Raw genomic sequence first — 22,380 nt, forward strand, 5'->3', positions numbered from 1 at the left:
GAGCAGCGCTGAAGAATGGGCCGGGCGAACGGCTCGATCCGGCCTTTCTCGGTGATCCCGCCTGCGCCACCATGAGCCCACAGCCGTTCAGGGGAGGCACCATGAGGCTCGGCAAAGCACTCGCCACCGGGATCGCCGAAGAAGCCCCGCAGGAGACGACGGAGACCGAGGACGTTCGCACGGAACTCCGGGCGGACGTCGTCGAGCCGCTGCCGGAACCCGCCGAGGCCCCGGCCGTCCGGTGAGGGCGCGGCTCCCCGAGGAACGTCCGACGGAGCCGCCCACCGGTTGGAAGATCGCCCACCCCGTGCTCGACGCGGACGGCGGGCGCGCCGGATTCCTGGGGGTCTCCCTCGGCGCGGCGGCGCCCTACCGCGTGCTCGACGAGGCGCGCTGCGTCTACGGGCGCAGGCACCGCGCCCCGCACCGGCGCTGCGACTGCGGGTTCCACTGCGTGCACGAGCGGGGCACGGCCGAGGCCCTGCTGGTCCACACCGAGCACCGCAGGGCCGTCCTGCTCGAAGTGTCGGTCCTCGGCGCCTACATCCGGTTCGAGCGCGGTTTCCGGTACGCGCGCCAGCGGGTGCGGGCCGCCACCGTCGGGCCGTGCCCCTGCGGCGCCACCGCGTCCGTGCTCGCCGACGCCGGGTGGGGGCGCGACGGGCGGCGGGTCCTCGAGGCGGCCTGCGCCGGATGCGTCGGCGGGCGGCAGCGGTGGACCCTCGACGCCTTCGCGCGGCTGGGCGGGGACGGGCTCACCGTACGCGCCGCGCCCGGCACCGAGGAGGTGAGCCCTTCGGCCGCCGGGGTCCCGGAACTGGCCGCCGAAGCGGCGCTGTTGCAGGCCCGCCTCGACTGGTTCCAGAACCAGCTGGCCCGCCTCGGCCGCGCGAGGGGCGGCGGAGACGGGCCGTCAGGCACGAGCGGTTAGGGGCGGACGCGCAGGACCTGCGGGTCGTGGTCGCTGATCTGGTCGTGGAACTCGCTGTTGATGTGCACGCTGTCGTACCGGAACGCGCCCTTCTTCCGGATCGACGGGCTGACCAGGATCTGGTCGAGGACCTGGCTGTTGCCCTGGTAGTCGTACGTGTACCGCTCGTCGCGCGGCAGCGACTTGATCGCCGACCAGAGCGCCCCACCGTCCTCCAGGCGCTGGGCCGTGCCGGAGAACTCGAAGTCGTTGATGTCGCCGAGCGCGATGACGTCGGCGTTGCGCTGGACCTTGAGCACCTCCTTCACGAACGCGTTCACGGACTCCGCCTGCGCGTGGCGCTGCGTCTCCGAGCTGCGGGCCGGCGGCTGGAACTGCGAGGTCAGGGGCTGGTCGCCGCCCTTCGACGCGAAGTGGTTGGCGATGACGACGACGGGCTTGCCGCGGAAGGTGAACTCGCCCGCGAGCGGCTTGCGGCTGTTCTTCCACGCCGCGTTCGCCGGGTCGATCCGGCCGGGCGACGCGGTGAGCGCCGCCTTGCCGTGGCTGCGGACGACACCGACGGCGGTGGTGGCGTCGCCGCCCGGGCGGTCCGTGAACGACACGCGCTCCGGGTTGAAGAGGAAGACCTGGCGTATGTTGCCGCCCGGCTCGCCGCCGTCCTGCTTGTCGAGCGGGTCGATCGAACGCCAGTCGTAGCGGGGGCCGCCCGCCGCGACGATCGCGTCGATCAGCTTGTTCACCGTCACATCGGCGGCGACCGTGCCGTCGTCCTTCGCGCCGTTGTTGTCCTGGATCTCCTCCAGGGACACGATGTCGGGCGACTTCAGGTTCGTGACGATCGCCGCCGCGTGCTCCTCGAAGGTGGCGTCGGTCGGGTCCAGGTTCTCGACGTTGTACGTGGCCACGGCCAGCTCGTTCGACGCCTGCGCCCGCGTCGTCTCGCGCTGGAGACCACCCTGCTTCAGCGCGCCCAGCTCCCGTGCGACCAGCGTGTATCCGCCGTACTGGCTGAAGTCGAGCGGACCCTCGGTGGTGCCGGTAAGGACGTCGCCGACGTTCGCGACGGGGAAGCCGGCGGCGGCGCCGAGCGACTGGATCTGGAGGCGGCCGGTGTTCTGCGAGGTGTACGAGCCGTAGCGGGCGCCGCCGCGCTCGGTCGGGTTCTCGTGCGGCTTCACCGTGACCCACAGCTCCGCGTACGGGTCGGAGGCGGTGACGACGCGGGAGGACCCGATCCGTACGTTCTGGCCCTCAAGGGACTCGTAGTAGTCCAGGGCGTACGCGGTCGGGCGCAGGGTCAGGCCGTTGATCGAGCCGTTCGCCGCCGGGTCGCCGGCCGGGGTGTACGCGGCCGGGACCGACTTGGCACTGATCGTCGTCACCGGCACCGGGTTGCCGGACGAGTTCACGGTCACCGTCGGCTTGGTGATCTCGGTGAGCGACTGGTTGCCGGACGAGGCGCCGCCGGGCACGTACTCGGTCACCGTGCCCGAGACGGTCACGGCGTCGCCCGCCTTCACGGTCGGCGCGGAGCCGGTGAAGACGAAGACGCCCTCGCTGGTGGCCGGGTCGTTGTCGGGCTTGGTGTCCTGGAACCAGAAGCCGCGGGACGAGCCGTACGTTCTGACCCCGGTCACCACACCGGTCACGCCCGTCACCTGCTGACCGGCGAGCGGGGACATCCGGGTCGAGCCCTGGATGTCGTGGATGGCGGCCGTGGTCGCCGCGTCCGCCGGGCCCGCCGTGACCACGGCGTACGACGCGCAGCAGGCGGTCGTGACGGCGAGGGCGGCGAGGCGGGAGCGGGAGAACACAGAGAGCAGCGGGTGCGCGGTCTTGCTCGGCAAGGGGATCCTCCGGGGACGTGCGAGTGGCGAGCGCCGGGACGAGGACGGCTGCCGGTCGACGGTGGCCGACGGCAGCGGCTCTACGCGCGTCAATCTCTGGCCTGTGACTGGCAGTTGTCAAGGTTTCGCGGATGGATACCGGGCGGCCGGGACCCGACGAGTACATGAACCCGACAGCAAAGGGTCAAATCCGTCTAGGCTGAGCGGTCGCACCGTACGCCTCCAAGGAGAACCAAGCCGATGTCAGACAGCTCCCCCCTGCCGCCGGTCCGGCTGCCCGCCGAAGCGGAGCTGGCGCGGGACGCCCTCGCCACCCCCCTGCTCTCCCGCGCCGTGCGGCTCGCCCGCTGGGCCGGGCCGGAGACCCGCGTCGGCGCGGGCGGTGAACTCGTCGAGGAGCAGCTGCCCGCCGCCGCGGCCGAGCTGGGTCTCGGCGGTGACGACGAGGGCGTCGCCCACGCGAGCGAGGCGTGGAACGCGGCCGTCGACACCGGGCTCGTCGAGATCGTCGACGAGGAGGAAGGCACCGTCACCGCGGGCGCGGAGCTGGCGACGCTCACCTCCGGCGGGCCCGCCGACGTGCTCGCGCTCTGGCTCGGGGCGCTCGACACGGTGCTCGCCGACGCGAGCGTGCCCGACCTCGACGACATCATGGGCGCCCTGGAGGAGGGCGGCGGCGAGATCGACTTCTCGCAGCTCGACTGGGACCCCGAGGCGGAGGCCGAGTTCCTCGAAGGCGTGCTCGGCAATCTGTACGTGCTGACCGTCTCCGAGGGCGCGGGCGACGGGCCCGTGCCGCTGCCCGCGCTCGCCGCGTCGATGATCGTCCCCGACGACATGGGGGAGCCCACCGACGACGTCCTGGAGCAGGTGTCGGACGCGATGATGCGGCTCGACGACCAGTTCCGGCTCCTCGAACCGGTCGGGCTCGTGGAGTTCCAGCCGGTCGACGAGGCGCTGATGGCGGAGATCGACGCGGAGGAGCCGGTCGCCGAGCCGGTCGACGAGGCGGACGTCGCCCGGTACGGGATGGTGCGGCTCACCCCGCTGGGCCTGTTCGGCATCCGCTCCCGGATGCTGGAGGCGGGCGTGGTCGCGCCCGCGGTCGGTGACCTCGTGGACAAGGGCGCGGACACGCTCCTCGACAGCACGTCCTCCTTCCCCCAGGCCGCCGCGCAGGCCGAGATCGAGCAGTGGCTCGCCCGGCGCGAACCGCTGGGCGCGGCACGGGAGTTGCTCGCGGCGGCGCGGGGTGCGGACCTGGGGGCGCCCCTGCGCCGGCTGCGGTGCCAGCAGGCGCTGTCCCTCGTCGGGGCCGAGGCCGAGCCCGCGCTCCGCGAGGTCCTCGACGACGCGGAACTCGGCGGCCTCGCCCGCGTCTGGCTCGCCGAGCACGGCGCGACGGACGTGCCCCCGCCCTCCGAGGCCCTCATCTTCTGGCTGACCATCGACACGATCGCCGCGCAGCTCTCCCTTGAGGGCAACTCCGACGAACTCCAGTCCCTGGTCGAGGGGCTCGCCGCGCAGCACAGCGGCTTCTTCTCGACGGCCTGGCGCGTCGACCACCCCGCCACGGCCGACGTCCTGGAGGCGATGGGCCGCCTCCACCCGGACAAGAAGGTGGCGAAGGAGGCCCGCAAAGCCGCCTTCAAAGCGAGGTCGGCATCGGCCCCCTAGGGGCGCGGGGAACTGCGCGCTCAGCCACGTACAGGCCGCACCCGCCATAGCATCTCGCGAGGCAGACGCGTCTGCGGCCTTCGTCGTGGCTGGTCGCGCAGTTCCCCGCGCCCCTGGAAGGCGCACTCCGTGCGCCCCAGGGGCGGGGCCGACCGGTGAGGCCCGCAGGATCCTCACCGGTCAGCCTCACACCTGCTAGCAGAGATACCTCGTCGTGTGTTTGAAGCTCGACGTCGCCCCGTCGAACCCATACGTCCCCCGGTACGCCGGAGGGTTCTGGTACTCGCCGACCACGGTGATCGTGTTGGCGCAGGACCCCTGCCCGGAGCGCTTGGCGTCGAGCCGCAGGGAGTCGCCGATGAAGCCACCGGTGATGTCCCACGGGGCCCCGCAGATGCCGGACGTGATCTGGCCGCCGGTCACCACGTAGGGGTGCGTGTTGGGGTCGACCTTCGCGGTGATGGCGAAGGTGACCGCACCGTTGTTGAGCTCCAGCTTGCAGTCGACCGACACGGCCTCCGTGGACACGTCCTGCTGCGCGGCGAACGCCTCGTCACGCGTCTTGACCTCCGCGCCCTGCGGATTGTGGAAGCGGTGCTCGCCGCGGGTCTGGCCCTTCTGCTTGCGTGCCTGAGTGGTCATGGACCGGCCTCCTTTCGGGGGGTGTGGGGTCAGGCGAGCAGTTCGGCGATCTCGACGCGCAGCAGCGCGCGTACGTTCTCGATGTGGTTGGCGATGGTGACCTGCGAGGAACCGGCGTACAGCAGGCCGACCGCCACGTTGTCGAGGGAGGTCACCAGGGAGCCGGAGTCGCCGCCCGCCGACATGTTCGTCGTCATGATCTGGTCCTTGAAGCGGGCGGTGCCGGCCGTGCCGTAGTTGACGTCGACGGTCGCGTCGGTGGCGATGATGCGGCCGAAGGAGATGTTGGTCGTGCGGCCGGACTTCTTGACGAGATCGCCGACGGCGACGTTCGCCTTGCGGCGCCAGGCGCGCGGTGCCCCGCTGAAGTACTGCTCGCGGGTCGCGTCCTGGAAGGCGACCTCGCCGAGCGCGCAGTCGACCACGTTGTTCTGCTGGTCGAGCGGGGTCTGCGGGGCGAACTGGATGGTGATGAACCGGGACAGGGTCGCGATCCGGTCGGCGGGGTTCGTGCCGCCGTCGAAGGTGCCGGGCTGCACGATGGCGCTGCCGAGCTGGGCCCGGTTGGAGTCGGCGAGGACGTGGTTGTTGGAGAGGATGTAGAACTTGGACGGGGTGCCGAGCCCGGCGCCGGGCGGGTCGACGGTGGCGCCCGGCAGGAAGTCGTAGACGACGCTGCCGAGGGTGCCGGCGGTGACGGCCACGTTGCCGACGGAGAAGCCGGAGGGCGCGGGCCGCATCCGGCGGACGAGGAGCTGCGGCTCGAACGTCGCCATGGAGCCGTACTCCTCGCGCAGCGTCTGCCCGTACTGGCCGAGCTGCTGGGAGACGCCGCCGTCGGGCCCGTAGGAGATGCCTTCCTCGGAGCGGGCGCCGGACGGCCTGGACTGGCGCCGCTGGGCGGAGATCTGGCCGACGGCCACGATGTCGGTGGGGGTGCCGTCGTCCATCTGGCGCGGGATCACGTCGCGCTCGGGCAGCAGCGACTCGGGCACCTTCTGGGTCACGAAGACGAGGACGGCCGGTTCGCCGGTGGGCTGCCCATCGATCCACTTCACGCCGTGGCCGAAGCCGACGACGTTGGCGAGCGGCGCCTCGCGCCGCAGGAAGTCACTGGTCGCCTGCTGGCGGGAGCTGTCGCTGAGCTGACCGCCTGCGGGTCCTCGCATCAATTCGGGCTGGTTCACGCCAGACCACCTCTTCCCCTGACTTTCGCCTGAGTACGTGGTCCCTACGGCTCGTCGCCCGCTCCGTCCTGGGCGCTGAGCCCGCCGACCGCGAGCACGCGGACCGGTACGCCTTCGAGCTCGTCGGGGATCACGTCGTGCGCGCGGAGCCGGTCGCGGGGCACTTTCCGGACGACGAAGACGACGATGACGTCCGCGCCCGAGTGCTCGTCCTTCCCGGTGGCGACCCCGTTGACATTGGCCAGCTGCAACAGCCGGTCGGCATGGAGGTCGCGTGCCTGGCGTGCGTCCACTGGGCTCGCCACCCCCTAGACGGGTGATGCGGTGATGCGGTGGTGCAGGTAGGGCCTGTCTATTGCCGTCCGGGAAGGGGGTCAAGGCGTTTCGCGTGAAATCTTGGGTTCCCTCCGGAACTGCCCCCGTCGACCTTCTTTACGAAGATTCTTCCGGTCGTCCGTGCGGTGTCCGCGTGCGCCCCGGGCGTTCACGGAAGTCGGCGAAGCGGGCTCCTGGACGTAGGGCCGCGTTCAACCGCCGTTCAGGAGCGGACGGGAACGTGTGGCCGGAAACAGGGTCCGTGACCCCACCCGGCCCCGCCCCCGTTCATCCTCAGCAGGAGACAGCCACATGTCACTCACTCGCAGGGACTTCGCCGTACGCTCGGCGGCCACCGGTGCGGGCGTCGCCCTGGCCGGGTCCGTCGGCGCCCTCGCCACGGCGCCGGGCGCGCTCGCGGCCACGGACGACCTCGACGACGCCGCTCTCGCGGGCAAGGGCCACGGTCACGGTCACGGCCACCACGGTGCCGGGTACGGTCCGCTGCGCTCCGACCCCAAGGGCATCCTCGCGCTGCCCGCCGGGTTCTCGTACAAGATCGTCACCTACTGCGGGAAGACGAAGCTGGAGTCCGGCGAGTTCACGCCGTCCAACCACGACGGCACCGCCACCTTCGAGGGCCCGCGCGGCGCGACCCTCCTCGTCAACAACCACGAGCTGGCGGGCGCCCGCGCCGACTGGCCGCACCCGGTGCCGCTGACCGAGGGCCTGGTCTACGACCCGATGGCGGCCGGCGGCTGCACGGTCGTCGAGGTGCGGCGCGGCGGCGAGGTCGCCGAGTGGGTCGGCATCGCGGGCACCGCCACCAACTGCGCGGGCGGCTCCACCCCCTGGCACACCTGGCTGACCTGCGAGGAGACCGAGGACAAGGCCGGGAAGAACGGCTTCACCAAGGACCACGGCTACGTCTTCGAGGTCGACCCCGCCGACCGCCGCGCCAACCGCTCCCCGAAGCCGATCAAGGCGTTCGGCCGGTACGCGCACGAGGCGGTCGTCATCGACCCCAAGCGCGGCCACGCCTACCTCACCGAGGACGCCTCGGGCCCCAACGGCCTGCTGTACCGCTGGGTTCCGCCGCACGGCTTCCACCACGGCCGCGGCAAGCTCCGTACGCTCGCCGACGACGCGGGTGTCCTCCAGGCGTTCAAGTGCTTCGACTCGGGCGGCCGGTTCGTCGACGACCTGTCCCGCGCCACCAAGACCGGCACGGTCTACGGCGTGGACTGGGTGGACGTCCCCGACCGCGACGCCAGGACGGTCTCCACCCGCAAGCAGTTCAAGGACGGCGAGGTCACCCGCGCCCGCAAGCTGGAGGGCATGTGGTGGGCGGACGGCGGCGCCTACGTCGTCTCCTCCTTCGCCCGCTCCGAGAGCCCGGTCGCGCACGACGGCCAGGTCTGGTTCTACGACCCGAAGCGCCGCACGCTGACGCTGAAGGTGCTGCTCGGCGTCAACCCGGACCCGTCCGTCGACGGCGCCTTCGACGGTCCGGACAACATCACCGTCTCCCCGTACGGCGGTCTGGTCATCGCCGAGGACGGCGACGGCGTCCAGCACCTGTTCGGCGCGACCGAGCGCGGCAACACCTACCCGATCGCGCGCAACGAGCTGAACATCGGCACCGCGGAGGAGCCGGAGTACAGCGAGTTCACCGGCGTCACCTTCTCGCCCGACGGGCGGACCCTGTACGCCAACATCCAGACGCCGGGCATCATGCTGGCGATCACCGGCCCGTGGAAGCGCCAGCGCTGACGGACGGTTCTCAGCCCAGCGGGTCCACCGGAGGCGCCTCCCGTTCGGCGGCGATCCGGTGGACCCTGCGCCGTACCGCGAACCAGCCCGCCACGAGCGCGAGAGCGATGGGGACGAGCAGCAGGATCGTGTCGCGGCCCGGTCCTTCCGTGTCGAACCACATCATCACGAGCACGGCGAGCAGGAACGCGAGCGTCACCAGCTCGGTCCAGGGCGAGCCCCACAGCCGGAACGCGGGCCGCCGCACGAGCCCCTGCCGGGCGCGGCGTACGAAGACCAGATGGCAGAGCATGATCATGCACCAGGTGGAGATGACGCCGAGCGACGCCACGTTGGTGACGATCCCGAACGCGTCCTCGGGCAGCCACGCGTTGAGCGCGACCCCGAACAGCGCCACGGTCGCCGTCAGCAGGATGCCCGCGTACGGGACGTGGCTGCGGCTCATCCGCGCGGTGAAGGAGGGCGCGGAACCGGCCATCGCCATCGAGCGCAGGATGCGCCCCGTCGTGTAGAGCCCGGAGTTGAGCGACGACATCGCGGCGGTCAGCACGACCAGGTTCATGATGCCGCCCGCCGCCGGGACCCCGACCTTCGACAGGACCGTCACGAACGGGCTCTCGTCCGCCGAGTACGCCGTCCACGGCAGCAGCAGCGTCAGCATCACGACCGAGCCGACGTAGAAGATCGCCACGCGCCACATGATCGAGTTCACCGCCTTCGGCACCACCGTCCCCGGATCGGCCGTCTCGCCCGCCGTCACGCCGACCATCTCGACCGCCGCGTACGCGAAGATCACTGTCTGTGTGATGAGGACGACGGGCAGCACGCCCATCGGGAACCAGCCGCCGTGGTCGCCGATGAGCGAGAGCCCCGCCGCGTGGTCCGCGATCTCCTGGCGCGAGGCGAGGAAGAAGACGCCGATCAGCAGGAACACGACGATCGCCACGACCTTGACGATGGCGAACCAGAACTCCATCTCGCCGAAGCTCTTGACCGAGATCAGGTTCACCGTGAGCACGACGGCGAGGGCGACGGCCGCGAGCACCCACTGCGGCACGGCGGTGAACATCGACCAGTAGTGCACGTACAGGGCGATGGCCGTGATGTCGGCCATGCCGGTGGTCGACCAGTTCAGGACGTACATCCAGCCCGCGATGTAGGCGCCCTGCTCGCCCAGGAACTCGCGCGCGTAGCTCACGAACGAGCCCGACGACGGCCGGTGCACGACGAGTTCGCCGAGGGCCCGCACGACGAAGAACGCGAACACACCGCTCACCGCGTACGCGAAGGCCAGCGCGGGGCCCGCCTTGGCGAGGTTGCCGCCCGCGCCGAGGAAGAGCCCCGTGCCGATCGCGCCGCCGATCGCGATCATGCTGATGTGCCGGGGTCTGAGGGCCTTGGCGTAGCCGAGGTCGCCCGCGTCGGCGACCCCCTCGGCGGTCGTGGGAGCGTCCGGCGAATGTCCGTGTCGGTGGTGATGGTCGTCTTTGCGCAGGTTCACGCCGGGAACTCTCGCACTGCCCGGCGCCGATCCTTGGCTTCTGCAAGGGGCCCCGCGCCGTGTCGTCCGTACGGGGGAGGGCGCGCTCCGTACGGGGGAGGGGCCGGGCAAAAAGGTCTTCGGTAAGGGAACGGTAAAGCGGAGTCGCTCGTTATCCCCGGCATGACAGCAATGACCCCAGGTTCGAACATCCCGCTCACGGCGCAGCGTGTCGCGGTGGACGTCTCGGCCCCCGTGCGGCTCGACGTGTCGGGCCTGCTGCTCACCGCCGACGGCAAGGTGCGCTCGGACGACGACTTCATCTTCTACAACCAGCCGTCCGGCCCCGGTGTCACCTACACCTCGGGCGGGGGCACGAGCCCCGACTCGATCACCGTGGACACGGCCGCGGTGCCGCCGGGCATCGAGAAGATCGTCGTCACCGCGAGCCCCGACGCGGCGGGCCAGACGTTCCAGGGCATCGAGCCGACCGCCACGATCCGCAGCGCGGACGACGGCTCGGTCCTGGCCACGTTCACGCCGCCGCAGCTCGGCAGCGAGACGGCGCTGATCGTCATGGAGGTCTACCTGCGCAATGGCGCGTGGAAGGCCCGCGCGGTCGGCCAGGGCTACGCCAACGGGCTCGCGGGGATCGCCACCGACTTCGGCGTCTCGGTGGAGGAACCGGCGGCCCCCGCCGCCCAGCCCGCCGCCCCGCCGGTCGCGGCGCCCGCCGCGTCCCCGGCCGCCGCCATGCCCGCGCCGACCACCCCGCCGGTCGACCCGCGCATCGCGCCGCCCCCGCCGCCCGCCGCGCCCCCGGCCGCCGCACCGGCCGCGCCCGCGCCCGGCTCGGGGAAGATCAACCTCGACAAGGGCCGCGTCTCCCTCCAGAAGAACCAGACGGTGTCCCTGGTCAAGGGCGGCAAGCCGCTCCTCAGCCAGGTCAAGATGGGCCTCGGCTGGGAGCCCGCGTTCCGCGGCAAGGACATCGACCTCGACGCGTCGGTCATCGCGTACGGGCCGCAGCGCAACCACATCGACAGCTGCTACTTCGGCAAGCTGTCGATCCTGAACGGCGCGATCAAGCACTCCGGTGACAACCTGACGGGCGAGGGCGCGGGCGACGACGAGGTGATCGTCGTGGACCTCGGCCGCCTCCCGCAGGAGGTCACGGGCCTGGTCTTCACGGTGAACTCGTTCTCGGGCCAGAAGTTCACCGACGTCGCCAAGGCGTACTGCCGCCTGCTCGACGCGGCGACGGGCGAGGAGCTGGTCCGCTTCGACCTGACGAACGCGGAGGCGCAGACCGGCGTCATGATGGCGAAGCTCATCCGGCAGTTCTCCGGCGAGTGGGAGATGACGGCGATGGGCGACTTCGTGAAGTCGCGCACGGTGCGCGGGATGGTCAAGCCCGCCGCCCAGGCCCTCTGACGGGCGCTGGTCACCGCTGGTTGCGCGGGTGGGAGCGGGCCTGCCGCTCGTTCCCCCGGCGGTAGTTCCCGGTCCACCGGGCCATGACCGACTGGGCGTCGCCCGCGGTCACCTCGGCCAGGAACCGCTCGGCCCGCGCACCGCGCAGCACGCCCGCGGCGCGCCCGGAGTGGGTGATCGTGACGCTGCCGTCGGCGCGTTCGGTGTAGGTGAATCCGTGGGGTCTCGGCACGGCCGGGAGACTAGTCCCGGCCGTGCCTCGCGTTCCAGCGGATTACGGCACGACGACGATCTTGCGGCCCACCCCGGACGCGAACTGGTCGAGCGCCTGCGGGTACTGGTCGAGCGGCAGCCGGTCGCTGATGAAGACCTCCGGGTCGAGGACCCCGCCCGCGAACAGTTCGGCGGCCCGCTCGTAGCTGTGCAGGACGGCCATCGAGCCGGTGATGGTGATCTCCTGGTTGTAGATCCGGTACGGGTCGATCTCCACCCGCGTCGCGTAGTCGGCGACGCCGAACTGGAGGAACGTGCCCGCCTTGGCGACGCGGCCGAGACCGTCCTGGATCGCCGCCGCGTTGCCCGTCGCGTCGATGACCACGTCCCAGCCCTCGGGCCGGTCCAGCTCGTCCGGTGTCGCGGCGGAGGCCGAGACGCCGAGCTGCTTGGCGGTGGCGAGCCGCTCCGGGTTGAGGTCGACGACGTCGACGCTCGCCGCGCCGGTCCGCTTGGCCAGCTCCAGCATCATCAGCCCCATGGTCCCGGACCCGTAGATCAGGACGTGCGAGGCGAGCCGGGACTGGAGCACGTCGTAGCCGCGCACCGCGCAGGACAGCGGTTCGATGAGGGCCGCGTCCTGGGTGCGTACGTGGTCGGGGAGGCGGACGCAGTTGGCGACGGGGGCGAGGGCGTACTGGGCGGCGCCGCCCGCCGTGGTGACGCCGATGGCGGCCCAGCGCTCGCACAGGTTGCCGCGGCCGGCGCGGCAGAAGCGGCACTCGTGACAGTGCAGCGAGGGGTCGACGGCGACCCGGTCGCCGACCCGGACCTCGGTGACGGCGCTGCCGACCTCGGCCACCGTGCCCGCGAACTCATGGCCCGGCACGACCGGAAGCGTGGGCGCGAACTCGCCCTGCCGGATGTGCAGATCGGTCCCGCACAGGCCGCAGGCCGCCACCTCCACGACGACGTCGCGGGGGCCCGGCGTGGGGTCGGGCACCTCCCCGACGACGACCTTGCCGACGGACTCGACGATCGCGGCCTTCATTTCACAGCTCCCAACGACAGGCCCTGGACCAGCTTGTCCTGGGCGGCGAACCCCGCGGCGAGCACCGGCAGGGAGATGACGAGCGACGCGGCGCACACCTTCGCCAGGAACAGGCCCTGGCTGGTGATGAAGCCGGTCAGGAAGACGGGGGCGGTCTCGGCGACGACGCCGGTCAGCACCCGTGCGAAGAGGAGTTCGTTCCAGCTGAAGATGAAGCAGATCAGCGCCGTCGCCGCGATACCGGGCAGCGCGATCGGGGCCACCACCCGGGTCAGGACGGTGGGCAGCCGCGCGCCGTCGATCTGCGCGGCCTCGATGACCGCGACCGGCACCTCCGACAGGAAGGAGTGCATCATCCACACCGCGATCGGCAGGTTCATCGAGGTGTAGAGGATGACGAGCAGCCAGATGTTGTCGAGGAAGTCGGTGTTCTTCGCGAAGAGGTAGAGGGGGAGGAGCCCCGCGACGACCGGCAGCATCTTCGTCGAAAGGAAGAAGAAGAGGACATCGGTCCACTTCTTCACCGGCCGGATCGACAGCGCGTACGCCGCCGGGAGGGCCAGGACCAGGACGAGGAGGGTGGACGCGAGCGAGGCGACGGTCGAGTTGATCAGCGCGGGCCAGGGGCTCGCGCCGCCGCCCGCGCCGAAGAAGTCGCGGTAGCCGTCGAGGGTGAGGGAGGCCGCGAAGGACGGCGGGTTGGTCGCCGCGTCCTCCTCGGAGTGGAAGGAGGTGAGGACCATCCAGGCGATGGGCAGGAAGAAGACGATGCCGAGCAGCCAGGCGGCGAGACCGAGGCCCTTGCTCTTGAGGAAGCCCTTCTTCGGGGGCTGGTTCGGGCTGATGGCGGTGGAGGTCATCCGCGTGACACCTCCTCGCGGAACAGGGACGACACGACGCGCAGCGCGAACGTCGCGATGATGATCGAACCGATGACGACCAGGACGCCGGCGGCCGACGCGAGGCCGTTCTCGTGGGCCTGGTAGAAGCTCTGGTAGACGGTGTAGGGCAGGTTGGCCGTGCCCAGGCCGCCGGAGGTGAGGGTGAAGACGGCGTCGAAGTTCTGCACGATGTAGATCGAACCGAGCAGCGCGCCCAGCTCCAGGTAGCGGCGCAGGTGCGGCAGGGTGAGGTGGCGGAAGATCTGCCAGGGGCTCGCGCCGTCCATCCGGGCGGCCTCGATCTGCTCGGGGGAGCGCGACTGGAGGCCCGCGAGCAGGATCAGCATCATGAACGGGGTCCACTGCCAGATCAGCGCCACCTCCACCGCGATCAGCGGGGTGTTGGAGATCCAGTCCGGCTGCGGCCCTCCGACGTAGTGCAGCAGGCCGTTGAGGAGCCCGTACTCGGGGTTGTAGAGCACGTGCTTCCACAGCAGCGCGGCCGCCACCGGCACCACGAGGAACGGCGCGATGAGCAGCGTACGGACGAGCCCGCGCCCCCGGAACCTGCGGTCGAGGAGCAGGGCGAGCCCGAGTCCGGCGACGAGGCTGACGAGCACGACGGTGACAGTCAGGACGATCGTCGTCAGGACGGATTTGCGCAGGTCGGCGTCGGAGAGGACCTCCGAGTAGTTGCCGAACCAGGTGAAGTGGCGGGCGTCCGGGTAGAGCGCGTTCCAGTCGAACAGGGAGATGACCAGCGTCGCCACGAACGGCAGCTGGGTCACGACGATCATGAAGATCAGGGCGGGCAGGAGGGGCGCGCGGGTGGCCCAGGCGCGGAGCTTGTTGGGCGCGTCGGGGCGGGCGTCGGAGACGCGGGTGCGGGTGGCGGGGGCCGCGGGCACCGGCGGTGTTGTCGATGTGCTGGTCATCGGCCCTCGTACTCCTTCGCGATCTCGGCGGCGAGGTCCTGGGACTTGTTCAGGGCCGAGTCGACGGACTGGCGCCCGGCGATGGCCGCGCTGATCTCCTGGGAGACCTTGGTGCCGAGGTCGGTGAACTCGGGGATGCCGACGAACTGGATGCCGGGCGCGGGCCGCTTCTGCACGCCCGGGTCGCGCGGCCGTGCGCCCTCGATGGCGGTGCGGGTGACGTCGACGAAGGCGGCGGCCTCGCGCCGGTACTCCGGGATCTCGTACGTCGAGGCGCGCTTGCCGGCCGGGACGTCGGACCAGCCGACCTTCTCGCCGACGAGCTTCTCGTAGCCCTTGCCGGAGGCCCAGGAGATGAACTTCCAGGCGTTGTCGGGGTTGTGGGACGCCTTCTGCAAGCCCCACGCCCAGGTGTAGAGCCAGCCGCTGCCCTCGGTCTTCACGACGGGCGCGGGCACGTACCCGATCTTCCCCTTGACCGGCGAGTTCGCGGACTCCAGCGAACCGGCGGCGGAGGTCGCGTCGTACCACATGGCCGTCTTGGACTGGGTGAGGTTGTTGAGGCACTCGGCGAACCCGGCCTGCGCGGCACCGGACTCACCGTGCTCGCGCACAAGATCGACATAGAACTTGGTGGCGTCCTTGAAGCCCTTGTCGTCCAGGCGCGCGGTCCAGTCCTTGTCGAACCAGGTGCCGCCGAAGGTGTTGACGACGGTGGTCAGCGGCGCCATCAGCTCGCCCCAGCCGGGAAGCCCGCGCAGACAGATGCCCTTCATGCCGGACTGGGCGCCGTCCACCTTCGCGGCGAGGTCGGCGACCTGCTGCCAGGTGGGGCGCGCGGGCATCTTCAGCCCCTTCTTCGCGAAGACGTCCTTGCGGTACATGAGGAAGGACGACTCGCCGTAGAAGGGCTCACCGTAGAGCTTGCCGTCGTCGCCGGTGAGCGACTCGCGCATGGGCTTGAGGATGTCCTGCTGGTCGAAGCCGGTGTCCTTCTGCACGTACGGGTCGAGGTCGTGCAGCCAGCCGTTGCGGGCGTAGATGGGGATCTCGTAGTTGGAGAGCGTCGCCACGTCGTACTGGCCCGCCTGGTTGGCGAAGTCCTGGCTGATCTTGTCGCGGACGTCGTTCTCGGGCAGCACGGTGAAGTTGACCTTGATGCCGGTCTCGCGCGTGAAGTAGCGGGAGGTCAGCTTCTGCAACTGGGTCATCTGCGGGTTGTTCACCATCAGTACGTTGATGGCGTCGCCGCCCGTACCGAGCCCGCCGGCGCCGGCCCAGCAGCCGGACAGGAGGGGGATGAGCAGCGTCCCTGCGGCGGCCGTGGCGAGCAGGGCGCCCGGCGGCCTCCGTCGGCTCTGGGTTCGCATGGATGCTCCTGGACTTATGTCACTTATGGGGATGAAGGGGGAGGTGCGGGCATGGGGGTGCCCGAGCGGTGGTGCGGTCTGCGGTGACGTGGGCGGGATCGGACTCAGACCCGGATGACCTGCGGGCCCATCAGTGAGTACCGGTGTGCTTCGGACGTGGGCAACTGGCTGCCGGTGACGATCGCCTCAAGCGCGCCCACCGGTGCGAACCGGCAGAAGCTGACCGCGCCGAACTTGGTGTGGACGCCGACGAAGACCGTGCGCCGGGCGGCCCGGATCGCCTGTGCCTTGACCTCGCTCACGGCGGGGTCGGGGGTGGTGAGGCCGTGGTCGCGGGAGATGCCGTTGGCGCCGATGTAGGCGAGGTCGATGACGAACCCGGCCAGCATCTTCGTCGTCCAGTGGTCGACGGTGGCGAGCGTGCCCGCGCGGACCCGGCCGCCGAGCAGCAGCACCGTGGTGTTGTCGGCCTCGGCGAGCGCGCCGGCGGTGGCGAGGGACGCGGTGACGACGGTCAGCGGCCGGTCGCGCGGCAGGGCCTCGGCGATCAGCTGCGGGGTGAACCCCTCGTCGATGAAGACGGTCTCGGCGTCGCCGAGCAGATCGGCGGCGGCGGAGGCGATCCGCCGCTTCTCCGGCACGTGCATCGTCGTACGGAACGCGAGCGTCGTCTCGAACCCGGCGCTCTCCACCGGGTACGCCCCGCCGTGCGTGCGCCGGACCAGACCGTGCTCCTCCAGGGCGCGCAGGTCGCGGCGGACGGTCTCCTTGGCGACGCCCAGCTCGATCGCGAGTTCCGTGACGTCGACGGAGCCGGTGCGGCGCGCGGTGCGCACGATCTCCCGCTGACGTTCCTCCGCGCTCATGCCGACCCGCCTCCCTGGCGCAGCTCCGTTGCCCGTTCGGGCCCGGAAGGGCCCGCACCGGAAGTTCTACCGGCGCGGGGCGGCGGTGACCAGGTCTGTTGCGGACTTGATGCTGCCCGAATCGGTCCGTTCGGAAAAGGGGCCGTCCGGCGCGGACCTGCGGGGAAGCGGTGCGGCGTGTTCATTCGGGCACCCTGAATGCCCGAACCGGAGGGCGGACGGGCCCGTTCGGTGCCCGCGTCAACTTTCGGCGCCGCTCTCAGCGCTGTACGGACAACGGATCGGTGGCCTGCACGCGCAGGGGCGGCCCGTCGTCGAGGCCCAGGACGACGGCGGTGCCCAGGGTCGCGCAGGGCTCGGTATGCGTGCTGCGGACGGTGAGCCACGCACCCCAGACCCGGAGGCGTTGTGTTCCTCTTTCCATGCCGGCAGTTCGGTCTGACCGCGCTCGCGGCGATGCGGAAGGACCAGACCGGTGCCCCGGTAGCCGCCGTCCGCGATCGCCGTGGTCCTGCCGACGGCGTCCTCGGCTCCGGACAACTGCCACGCCGTGCAGTCGTTGCGGTTGCCGGGCAGCGGTCGACCGACCACGACGACGAGTCGGCTGTCGGCGTCGATCACGGGCGTCCTTGATGCCGAACGGCAGGGCCGGCTGGCACATTGTCAGGTTCTTACGCCAGTAGGCCGCGCTCAGCACAGCCGGCAACCTTCAGCGTCGGCTGCGCAGGAACGATCCGAGCGCCAGGCCGGCGCCCAGGCCGATCAGGGCACCGGCTGACGTCCGCCATGCGGGCGCTGCTCCGGCGGCGGGCACGTCAGGTGGGCGGGGTGCGACGGCCGACGGCGTTGGTGGTCCGGCAGCGACAGCGCGAGCGTGCTCCTCGCCCACGATGGCCAGGAACCGACGACCGATACGGCTTCCGGACGAACTGGCGGTCCATGAGATGTGGGCCCTGCTCCAGTAGGACCGCCCAGCTTCTCCGGTGAACATCCCGCCCAGCATGTCCCGCAGGAGAGGCTCGCGTATGGTCCCGATCTCGAAGCCCATCCACGCGTAGTTCATCATGAGGTCGGCATAGACATGCCGCTTACGCTCATGGGGATCGGCAATGTCCGTGGCGCCCCACACAGGCTGGTAGAGCGCCATGTCATCAAGTTCCAGGCGGACCAGCTCAAGGTAGTAATTACGAATTCCCTGGACCTGCTCCGCCCTGGCCTGGCGGTTCTGCACGACCAGCGAGGCAGCGACGCCGGCCAACGCGAGCGCCGAGACGATCGCCGACGTGAAACCGTAGGCCGCGCCGACCTGGCTCAGCCTGTTCCAGTCGACTCCCTTGGAGCCGGAGACGTCCTCCAGTACGAAAGGTGACAACAGCAGCGCCGCCAGCACGGCCGCCGCAGCGGCGACCAGCCCCAGAGCTCTGCCCGCCCTGCGAGCCACTGATGCTGCAGCCACGGACCGATCACGAGCTATCAGGTAAATCACCCCCAGGCGAGCCTGCCCCAGTGACTAGGCCGAGCCAGGGGGCAGCCTACGTGCAGTCGTCATGCTCGGCATCAACCGACTGTCGCGCCTGCCGGTCGAACGAATGCGCCCTGTTCGAACAGGGACTGGAACACGAACCCCCTGATCGCCCTGGCACCGGAACTCGCGAACACCACCTACCGGAACCTGTTGATCGACTACGCATGTGCGGTCCGAAGCTGCCTCGCAGACGGAACTCAGTGCCTAGTGCGGCCAGATCGGCGGGTCGTTGACGAAGCGGCCGCCCATGTGCTGGTGCGCCGGGTCCTCGTCCGTCAGCGGGCCGAACTCGGCGAGGAGGGTCTCCGCGTACTCCTCCGAGTCGTCCTGGGGGTCGTAGCCGAGGGCGCGGGCGCTGGTGAGGTCCCACCACAGGCGGGTGTTGGCGGAGGAGCCGTAGACGACGGTGTGGCCGACGTCCGGGGCGGTCAGGGCCGCGTGGAAGAGGCGGGCGCCGTCGGCGGGGCTCAGCCACACCGACATCATGCGGACGTCGGTGGGCTCCTTGAAGCAGGAGCCGATGCGGACCGAGACCGTCTCCACGCCGAACTTGTCCCAGTAGAGCTGGGCCAGGTCCTCGCCGAAGGACTTCGACAGGCCGTAGTACGTGTCGGGGCGGCGCGGCGTCGAGACGGGGACGAGCGGGTCGCCCTCGTCCGTGTGCGGGCGGGGGGTGAAGCCGATGGCGTGGTTGGAGGAGGCGAAGACGACACGCGGGGCCTTGCCGTCCGCGCGGGCCCCGGCCTCGGCGCGCACGGCCTCGTAGAGGTGGTAGGTGCCCCTGATGTTCGAGTCGAGGATCTTGTCGAAGGTGGATTCCAGGGAGATGCCCGCCAGGTGCAGCACGCCGTCGACGCCGCGGACCGCCTCGCGCAGCGCCTCCGTGTCGTTGAGGTCGGCGACGATCGCGTCCGGCGCGTCCGCGATGGGGCGCACGTCGAACAGGCGCAGCTCGTGACCGTGCGCGGGCAGCAGCTCCCGCATCAGGGTGCCGAGCCCGCCGGCGGCGCCGGTCAGGAGGATGGTGCGGGGTCCGGCCGGCGGGGAGGACTCTGACATGCGCGTGGTCTCCGTGTCTGTTCCGGGTGCGGGGGCTCGCAAAGCGCCTCATTCACATGCGTGGACACGGTAGGGAGCGCCGTCCGAGCCCGTCAAGGGTGGTGCTGCCGCGATGAGTTCGAGTGCTTGACCGTCCCCTTTGCGGCGGCTTACCGTGAGTGCGTTCAGAAATATAGACGCGGATCAGAAACGTGCACATGCTTGTGTCCAGGAACGTGCACACGCTCGCGTTCATGTCCAGGGAGAGCCCGTGACCTCAGCCGCCCTCGCCGCCCGACTCAGCGTCCCCAGCGGTCCGCTGTTCTTCCCCGTCACCGCGTACGGGCCCGGCGGCGACGGCGCCGCTGTCGACCTCGACACCTACCGCGCCCACGTACGGCGCGGCGTCGAGGCCGGTGCCGCCGCCGTCTTCGCCTGCTGCGGCACCGGCGAGTTCCACGCGCTCGCCCCGGAGGAGTTCGAGGCGTGCGTCGCCGCCGCGGTCGAGGCGGCCGAGGGCCGGGTGCCCGTCGTCGCGGGCGCCGGGTACGGCACGGCGCTCGCCGTCCAGTACGCGCGGCTCGCCGAACGGGCGGGCGCCGACGGCCTGTTGGCCATGCCGCCCTATCTTGTCGTCGCCGGGCAGGAAGGCTTGCTGCGGCACTACACACAGCTCGCGGAGGCAACCTCCCTCGACGTCATCGTCTACCAGCGCGACAACGCCGTCTTCACCCCGGAGGCCGTCGTCGGCCTCGCCCGCCACCCCAAGATCCTCGGCCTGAAGGACGGGCTCGGCGACCTCGACCTGATGCAGCGCACCGTCAGCGCCGTACGCGCCGAGGCCCCCGGCGAGGACTTCCTCTACTTCAACGGGCTGCCCACCGCCGAACTGACCGGCCTCGCCTACCGCGGCATCGGCATCACCCTCTACTCCTCCGCCGTCTTCTGCTTCGCGCCCGAGATCGCGCAGGCGTTCCACAAGGCGCTGAACACGGGTGACGACGCGACGGTGCACAAGCTGCTCGACGGCTTCTACCGGCCGCTCGTCGAACTCCGCAACCAGGGCAAGGGATACGCGGTCTCCCTGGTCAAGGCGGGGGTACGGCTGCGCGGCCTCGACGTCGGCGAGGTCCGCCCGCCGCTCCAGGAGCCGACCGGCGAACACGTCAAGCAGCTCGCCGAACTCATCGAGCGCGGCCAGGCGCTCCTCGAAGGACCCTCGGGCGCGGAAGGGAGCGACGCGTGAAGGTCTCCGCGTTCGTCTACCCCTGGGACGTCAACGGTGACCCGGACGCCGCCCGCCGCATCGCCCGCCTCGGTGTCCAGCAGGTCACCCTCGCCGCCGCCTACCACTCCACCCGCGCCCTCACCCCCCGCCACCCGCGCCACCGCGTCGTCACCGCCGAACACGCCTCGGTGCTGTACCCGGCCGACGAACGACGCTGGCGGGGGCGGCGGTTGAGGCCCTACGCCGCCGGGGACTGGGCCCCCGGCGACGCCTACGGGGAAGCCGCCGCCGCCCTCGCCGACGCCGGGCTCGACGTCCACACCTGGGTCGTCCTCGCCCACAACAGCCGCCTCGGCGCCGACCACCCGGACACCTCCGTCCGCAACGCCTACGGCGACCGCTACCCCTGGGCCCCCTGCATCGCGCAGCCCGCCACCCGCGCCTACCTGACCGACCTCGCCGCCGAGGCCGCCACCCGCCCCGGCGCCTCCGGCACCGAACTGGAGTCCCTCGGCTGGTACGGCCTCGCCCATCTGCACGCCCACGACAAGACGGCCGGCGTCGGCCTCGGCGAGGCCGGGCAGTACCTGATGTCCCTCTGCTTCTGCCCGGCCTGCGCACAGGGGTACGAGCAGCAGGGCGTGGCGAACGCCGATCTCGCGGCGGCCGTCCGCGCCGCCCTCGAACCCCTCTGGCGCGGCCACGAGGTGGACGACGGCTGGCCCACCGTCGAGAAGCTCCTCGGCGCCGACACCGCCGCCGCCACCCGCGCCCACCGCGACGCGACCGCCCGTTCCCTGCAGGAAGCCGCGGTGGCGGCGGTACGGGAAGCGGCCCCGCCGGGCTTCCACGTGCTGCTCCACGCCGACCCGGTCCCGTACCACTGCGGCGCCAACGCCGGGGTCGACCCGGCGCACGTCCTCTCCGTCGCGGACGGCGTCGTCGTGCCCTGCACGGGCGGCGCGGACCTGGTGCGCCCGTTCGCCGCGCAGGGCAGGGGCGTCGTCGCCGCGAACCTCACCGTCGTACGCGGCATGGGCGGCAGCCCCGGCACCCTCGCCGAGGACGCCCGCGCCGCCCGTGACCTGGGCGCGCACGAGCTGCGGCTCTACCACGCCGGGCTCGCCTCCGACGCGGACCTGGCCGCCGTCACGGAGGCGCTCACGCGGATCTGAGAGCGCGGGCACCGATGATTTCCGGGCCGCCGGCGGGTCCACCCCGGCGAGGCGTCCGACCAGGACGCCGTACCCACCGGAAGGTCAGCCTCCGCCATGAGTGACACCCCAGTGGACCTCGGCCCGCAGGCCCGCGTCGTCGCGCGCCTCGCCCACGGCGTCCGCGACGACCAACTCTGCCTGCCCACACCGTGCCCCGACTACGCCGTGCGCGAGCTGCTCGGCCACCTCGTCGGCCTGGCCGCGGGCCTGCGCGCCGCCGGACGCAAGGAGAACGAGGGCACGAACCCCGGCCCGGGGCTGCCCCAGCTCCCGCCCGACTGGCGCGCCCTCCTGCCCGTGGCGCTGGACGAACTGGTCGACACCTGGAACGACCCCGCCGCCTGGGAGGGCATGACGCGGGCGGGCGGCCTCGACCTGCCCGGCGCGGTCGCGGGCCTGATCACCGCCGACGAGCTGGTCGTGCACGGCTGGGACCTGGCCCGCGCCACCGGCCAGGAGTACGTGCCCGACGAGGCGGCGGTGCGCGCCGCCCGCGACCTCCTCGCGCCGACGGACGGCGACGGGGGCGACGGTCCCGACGGCCTGTTCGGGCCGGTCGTACCCGTGCCCGACGGGGCCCCGCTGCTCGACCGGGTCATCGGCCTGAGCGGCCGCGACCCGGCCTGGACGGCGTGACCGGGGCGGCCGAACTTCTTTCGTCGGAAGCGTTGACGAAACATCGCCGTGCTTCTAGCTTCAACGCGTCGTACTTCGTACGTCATATATGAGACGCGATACGCGATACGGGATGCACGAACGACCCCGTA

At 71.3% G+C, this 22,380-nt stretch carries 22 protein-coding genes and 1 pseudogene; 8 read left to right on the forward strand and 15 right to left on the reverse strand.

The features are described from left to right. Positions 1 to 101 precede the first annotated feature (101 nt). Both ABZ877_RS11010 and ABZ877_RS11015 read left to right on the forward strand, forming a co-directional pair. On the forward strand, positions 102 to 245 hold the full coding sequence (locus ABZ877_RS11010) for a hypothetical protein (RefSeq protein WP_361067819.1): 144 nt from the start codon (positions 102 to 104) through the stop codon (positions 243 to 245). Then, complete coding sequence (locus ABZ877_RS11015; protein ID WP_361067822.1) at positions 242 to 931, forward strand: hypothetical protein; 690 nt, start codon at positions 242 to 244, stop codon at positions 929 to 931. The genes ABZ877_RS11010 and ABZ877_RS11015 overlap by 4 nt, the downstream gene beginning before the upstream one ends. Here ABZ877_RS11015 and ABZ877_RS11020 read toward each other — a convergent pair. Further along, the gene (locus tag ABZ877_RS11020) at positions 928 to 2,781 is read right to left on the reverse strand and encodes an endonuclease/exonuclease/phosphatase family protein (protein ID WP_361067825.1); all 1,854 of its coding nucleotides are present in this window, start codon (positions 2,779 to 2,781) and stop codon (positions 928 to 930) included. The genes ABZ877_RS11015 and ABZ877_RS11020 overlap by 4 nt on opposite strands. A gap of 240 nt (positions 2,782 to 3,021) precedes the next feature. Between ABZ877_RS11020 and ABZ877_RS11025 the strand changes: the two genes are divergently transcribed. Further along, the gene (locus tag ABZ877_RS11025) at positions 3,022 to 4,458 is read left to right on the forward strand and encodes a hypothetical protein (protein WP_361067828.1); all 1,437 of its coding nucleotides are present in this window, start codon (positions 3,022 to 3,024) and stop codon (positions 4,456 to 4,458) included. Positions 4,459 to 4,653: 195 nt separating this feature from the next. Here ABZ877_RS11025 and ABZ877_RS11030 read toward each other — a convergent pair whose 3' ends face one another. The 3 genes from ABZ877_RS11030 to ABZ877_RS11040 are packed head-to-tail and all read right to left on the reverse strand — an operon-like array spanning position 4,654 to position 6,580. Continuing rightward, on the reverse strand, positions 4,654 to 5,100 hold the full coding sequence (locus tag ABZ877_RS11030; protein WP_361067830.1) for a hypothetical protein: 447 nt from the start codon (positions 5,098 to 5,100) through the stop codon (positions 4,654 to 4,656). Positions 5,101 to 5,129: 29 nt separating this feature from the next. Further along, positions 5,130 to 6,287, reverse strand: a complete 1,158-nt coding sequence (locus tag ABZ877_RS11035) for a hypothetical protein (protein WP_361067833.1) — start codon at positions 6,285 to 6,287, stop codon at positions 5,130 to 5,132. 44 nt (positions 6,288 to 6,331) lie between these two features. After that, entirely contained in the window at positions 6,332 to 6,580 is a 249-nt protein-coding gene (locus ABZ877_RS11040) for a hypothetical protein (RefSeq protein ID WP_361067836.1), read from the reverse strand. A gap of 334 nt (positions 6,581 to 6,914) precedes the next feature. Between ABZ877_RS11040 and ABZ877_RS11045 the strand changes: the two genes are divergently transcribed. Next, the gene (locus ABZ877_RS11045) at positions 6,915 to 8,375 is read left to right on the forward strand and encodes an alkaline phosphatase PhoX (protein ID WP_361067839.1); all 1,461 of its coding nucleotides are present in this window, start codon (positions 6,915 to 6,917) and stop codon (positions 8,373 to 8,375) included. 10 nt (positions 8,376 to 8,385) lie between these two features. Here the strand turns inward: ABZ877_RS11045 and ABZ877_RS11050 are convergent, their stop codons facing one another. Next, positions 8,386 to 9,876 (reverse strand): amino acid permease, encoded by a 1,491-nt coding sequence (locus tag ABZ877_RS11050; protein ID WP_361067842.1) that lies wholly within the window; start codon positions 9,874 to 9,876, stop codon positions 8,386 to 8,388. A gap of 171 nt (positions 9,877 to 10,047) precedes the next feature. Between ABZ877_RS11050 and ABZ877_RS11055 the strand changes: the two genes are divergently transcribed. After that, positions 10,048 to 11,289 carry a TerD family protein gene (locus ABZ877_RS11055; protein WP_361068370.1) on the forward strand — a complete coding sequence of 414 codons (1,242 nt, stop codon included), beginning with the start codon at positions 10,048 to 10,050 and terminating at the stop codon, positions 11,287 to 11,289. A gap of 10 nt (positions 11,290 to 11,299) precedes the next feature. Here the strand turns inward: ABZ877_RS11055 and ABZ877_RS11060 are convergent, their stop codons facing one another. The 10 genes and pseudogenes from ABZ877_RS11060 to ABZ877_RS11105 all read right to left on the reverse strand — a co-directional run bounded on the left by ABZ877_RS11060 (position 11,300) and on the right by ABZ877_RS11105 (position 19,189). Then, positions 11,300 to 11,521, reverse strand: a complete 222-nt coding sequence (locus tag ABZ877_RS11060; RefSeq protein ID WP_361067845.1) for a hypothetical protein — start codon at positions 11,519 to 11,521, stop codon at positions 11,300 to 11,302. Positions 11,522 to 11,563: 42 nt separating this feature from the next. After that, a complete protein-coding gene (locus ABZ877_RS11065; protein WP_361067848.1) occupies positions 11,564 to 12,553 on the reverse strand; it encodes a zinc-dependent alcohol dehydrogenase family protein in 990 nt (329 codons plus the stop codon). Then, a complete protein-coding gene (locus ABZ877_RS11070) occupies positions 12,550 to 13,413 on the reverse strand; it encodes a carbohydrate ABC transporter permease (protein WP_361067851.1) in 864 nt (287 codons plus the stop codon). Before ABZ877_RS11070 ends, ABZ877_RS11065 begins: the two co-directional genes overlap by 4 nt. Continuing rightward, positions 13,410 to 14,369 (reverse strand): sugar ABC transporter permease, encoded by a 960-nt coding sequence (locus tag ABZ877_RS11075; RefSeq protein WP_361067854.1) that lies wholly within the window; start codon positions 14,367 to 14,369, stop codon positions 13,410 to 13,412. The genes ABZ877_RS11070 and ABZ877_RS11075 overlap by 4 nt, the downstream gene beginning before the upstream one ends. Beyond that, a complete protein-coding gene (locus tag ABZ877_RS11080; protein ID WP_361067857.1) occupies positions 14,366 to 15,739 on the reverse strand; it encodes a sugar ABC transporter substrate-binding protein in 1,374 nt (457 codons plus the stop codon). The genes ABZ877_RS11075 and ABZ877_RS11080 overlap by 4 nt, the downstream gene beginning before the upstream one ends. Before the next feature lie 104 nt (positions 15,740 to 15,843). Next, positions 15,844 to 16,605, reverse strand: a complete 762-nt coding sequence (locus ABZ877_RS11085) for a DeoR/GlpR family DNA-binding transcription regulator (protein ID WP_361067860.1) — start codon at positions 16,603 to 16,605, stop codon at positions 15,844 to 15,846. Positions 16,606 to 16,864: 259 nt separating this feature from the next. Continuing rightward, positions 16,865 to 17,029: a hypothetical protein gene (locus ABZ877_RS11090; protein ID WP_361068390.1), complete on the reverse strand. Its 165-nt coding sequence runs from the start codon at positions 17,027 to 17,029 to the stop codon at positions 16,865 to 16,867. Next, positions 17,005 to 17,226: pseudogene (locus tag ABZ877_RS11095) on the reverse strand (IS5/IS1182 family transposase); the annotation flags it as partial. The pseudogene ABZ877_RS11095 and the gene ABZ877_RS11090, both read right to left, overlap by 25 nt. A gap of 88 nt (positions 17,227 to 17,314) precedes the next feature. After that, a complete protein-coding gene (locus ABZ877_RS11100) occupies positions 17,315 to 17,995 on the reverse strand; it encodes a DUF6082 family protein (protein ID WP_361067863.1) in 681 nt (226 codons plus the stop codon). A 339-nt stretch (positions 17,996 to 18,334) separates the two neighbouring features. Further along, a complete protein-coding gene (locus ABZ877_RS11105; RefSeq protein WP_361067866.1) occupies positions 18,335 to 19,189 on the reverse strand; it encodes an NAD(P)-dependent oxidoreductase in 855 nt (284 codons plus the stop codon). Between the two features lie 250 nt (positions 19,190 to 19,439). On the opposite strand from ABZ877_RS11105, the gene ABZ877_RS11110 reads away from it, so the two are divergent. From ABZ877_RS11110 to ABZ877_RS11120, 3 genes are all read left to right on the forward strand, one after another. Continuing rightward, complete coding sequence (locus tag ABZ877_RS11110) at positions 19,440 to 20,414, forward strand: 5-dehydro-4-deoxyglucarate dehydratase (RefSeq protein ID WP_361067869.1); 975 nt, start codon at positions 19,440 to 19,442, stop codon at positions 20,412 to 20,414. Next, on the forward strand, positions 20,411 to 21,571 hold the full coding sequence (locus ABZ877_RS11115; RefSeq protein ID WP_361067872.1) for a hypothetical protein: 1,161 nt from the start codon (positions 20,411 to 20,413) through the stop codon (positions 21,569 to 21,571). Before ABZ877_RS11110 ends, ABZ877_RS11115 begins: the two co-directional genes overlap by 4 nt. Positions 21,572 to 21,667: 96 nt before the next feature. Then, complete coding sequence (locus ABZ877_RS11120; RefSeq protein WP_361067875.1) at positions 21,668 to 22,249, forward strand: TIGR03086 family metal-binding protein; 582 nt, start codon at positions 21,668 to 21,670, stop codon at positions 22,247 to 22,249. The last annotated feature ends 131 nt before the right edge of the window (positions 22,250 to 22,380 follow it).

This window comes from Streptomyces sp. NPDC046939, from assembly GCF_040644575.1.
In the GTDB taxonomy this organism is placed as follows: domain Bacteria; phylum Actinomycetota; class Actinomycetes; order Streptomycetales; family Streptomycetaceae; genus Streptomyces.

Excerpts from the sequence above, each read along its gene's own strand:
- ABZ877_RS11045 (WP_361067839.1), top strand. The coding sequence starts at position 6,915 with ATGTCACTCACTCGCAGGGACTTCGCCGTACGCTCGGCGGCCACCGGT.
- ABZ877_RS11070 (WP_361067851.1), bottom strand. The coding sequence starts at position 13,413 with ATGACCTCCACCGCCATCAGCCCGAACCAGCCCCCGAAGAAGGGCTTC.
- ABZ877_RS11080 (WP_361067857.1), bottom strand. The coding sequence starts at position 15,739 with ATGCGAACCCAGAGCCGACGGAGGCCGCCGGGCGCCCTGCTCGCCACG.
- ABZ877_RS11105 (WP_361067866.1), bottom strand. The coding sequence starts at position 19,189 with ATGTCAGAGTCCTCCCCGCCGGCCGGACCCCGCACCATCCTCCTGACC.
- ABZ877_RS11120 (WP_361067875.1), top strand. The coding sequence starts at position 21,668 with ATGAGTGACACCCCAGTGGACCTCGGCCCGCAGGCCCGCGTCGTCGCG.
- ABZ877_RS11085 (WP_361067860.1), bottom strand. The coding sequence starts at position 16,605 with ATGAGCGCGGAGGAACGTCAGCGGGAGATCGTGCGCACCGCGCGCCGC.
- ABZ877_RS11075 (WP_361067854.1), bottom strand. The coding sequence starts at position 14,369 with ATGACCAGCACATCGACAACACCGCCGGTGCCCGCGGCCCCCGCCACC.
- ABZ877_RS11065 (WP_361067848.1), bottom strand. The coding sequence starts at position 12,553 with ATGAAGGCCGCGATCGTCGAGTCCGTCGGCAAGGTCGTCGTCGGGGAG.
- ABZ877_RS11030 (WP_361067830.1), bottom strand. The coding sequence starts at position 5,100 with ATGACCACTCAGGCACGCAAGCAGAAGGGCCAGACCCGCGGCGAGCAC.
- ABZ877_RS11025 (WP_361067828.1), top strand. The coding sequence starts at position 3,022 with ATGTCAGACAGCTCCCCCCTGCCGCCGGTCCGGCTGCCCGCCGAAGCG.
- ABZ877_RS11010 (WP_361067819.1), top strand. The coding sequence starts at position 102 with ATGAGGCTCGGCAAAGCACTCGCCACCGGGATCGCCGAAGAAGCCCCG.
- ABZ877_RS11090 (WP_361068390.1), bottom strand. The coding sequence starts at position 17,029 with ATGGAAAGAGGAACACAACGCCTCCGGGTCTGGGGTGCGTGGCTCACC.
- ABZ877_RS11055 (WP_361068370.1), top strand. The coding sequence starts at position 10,048 with ATGACCCCAGGTTCGAACATCCCGCTCACGGCGCAGCGTGTCGCGGTG.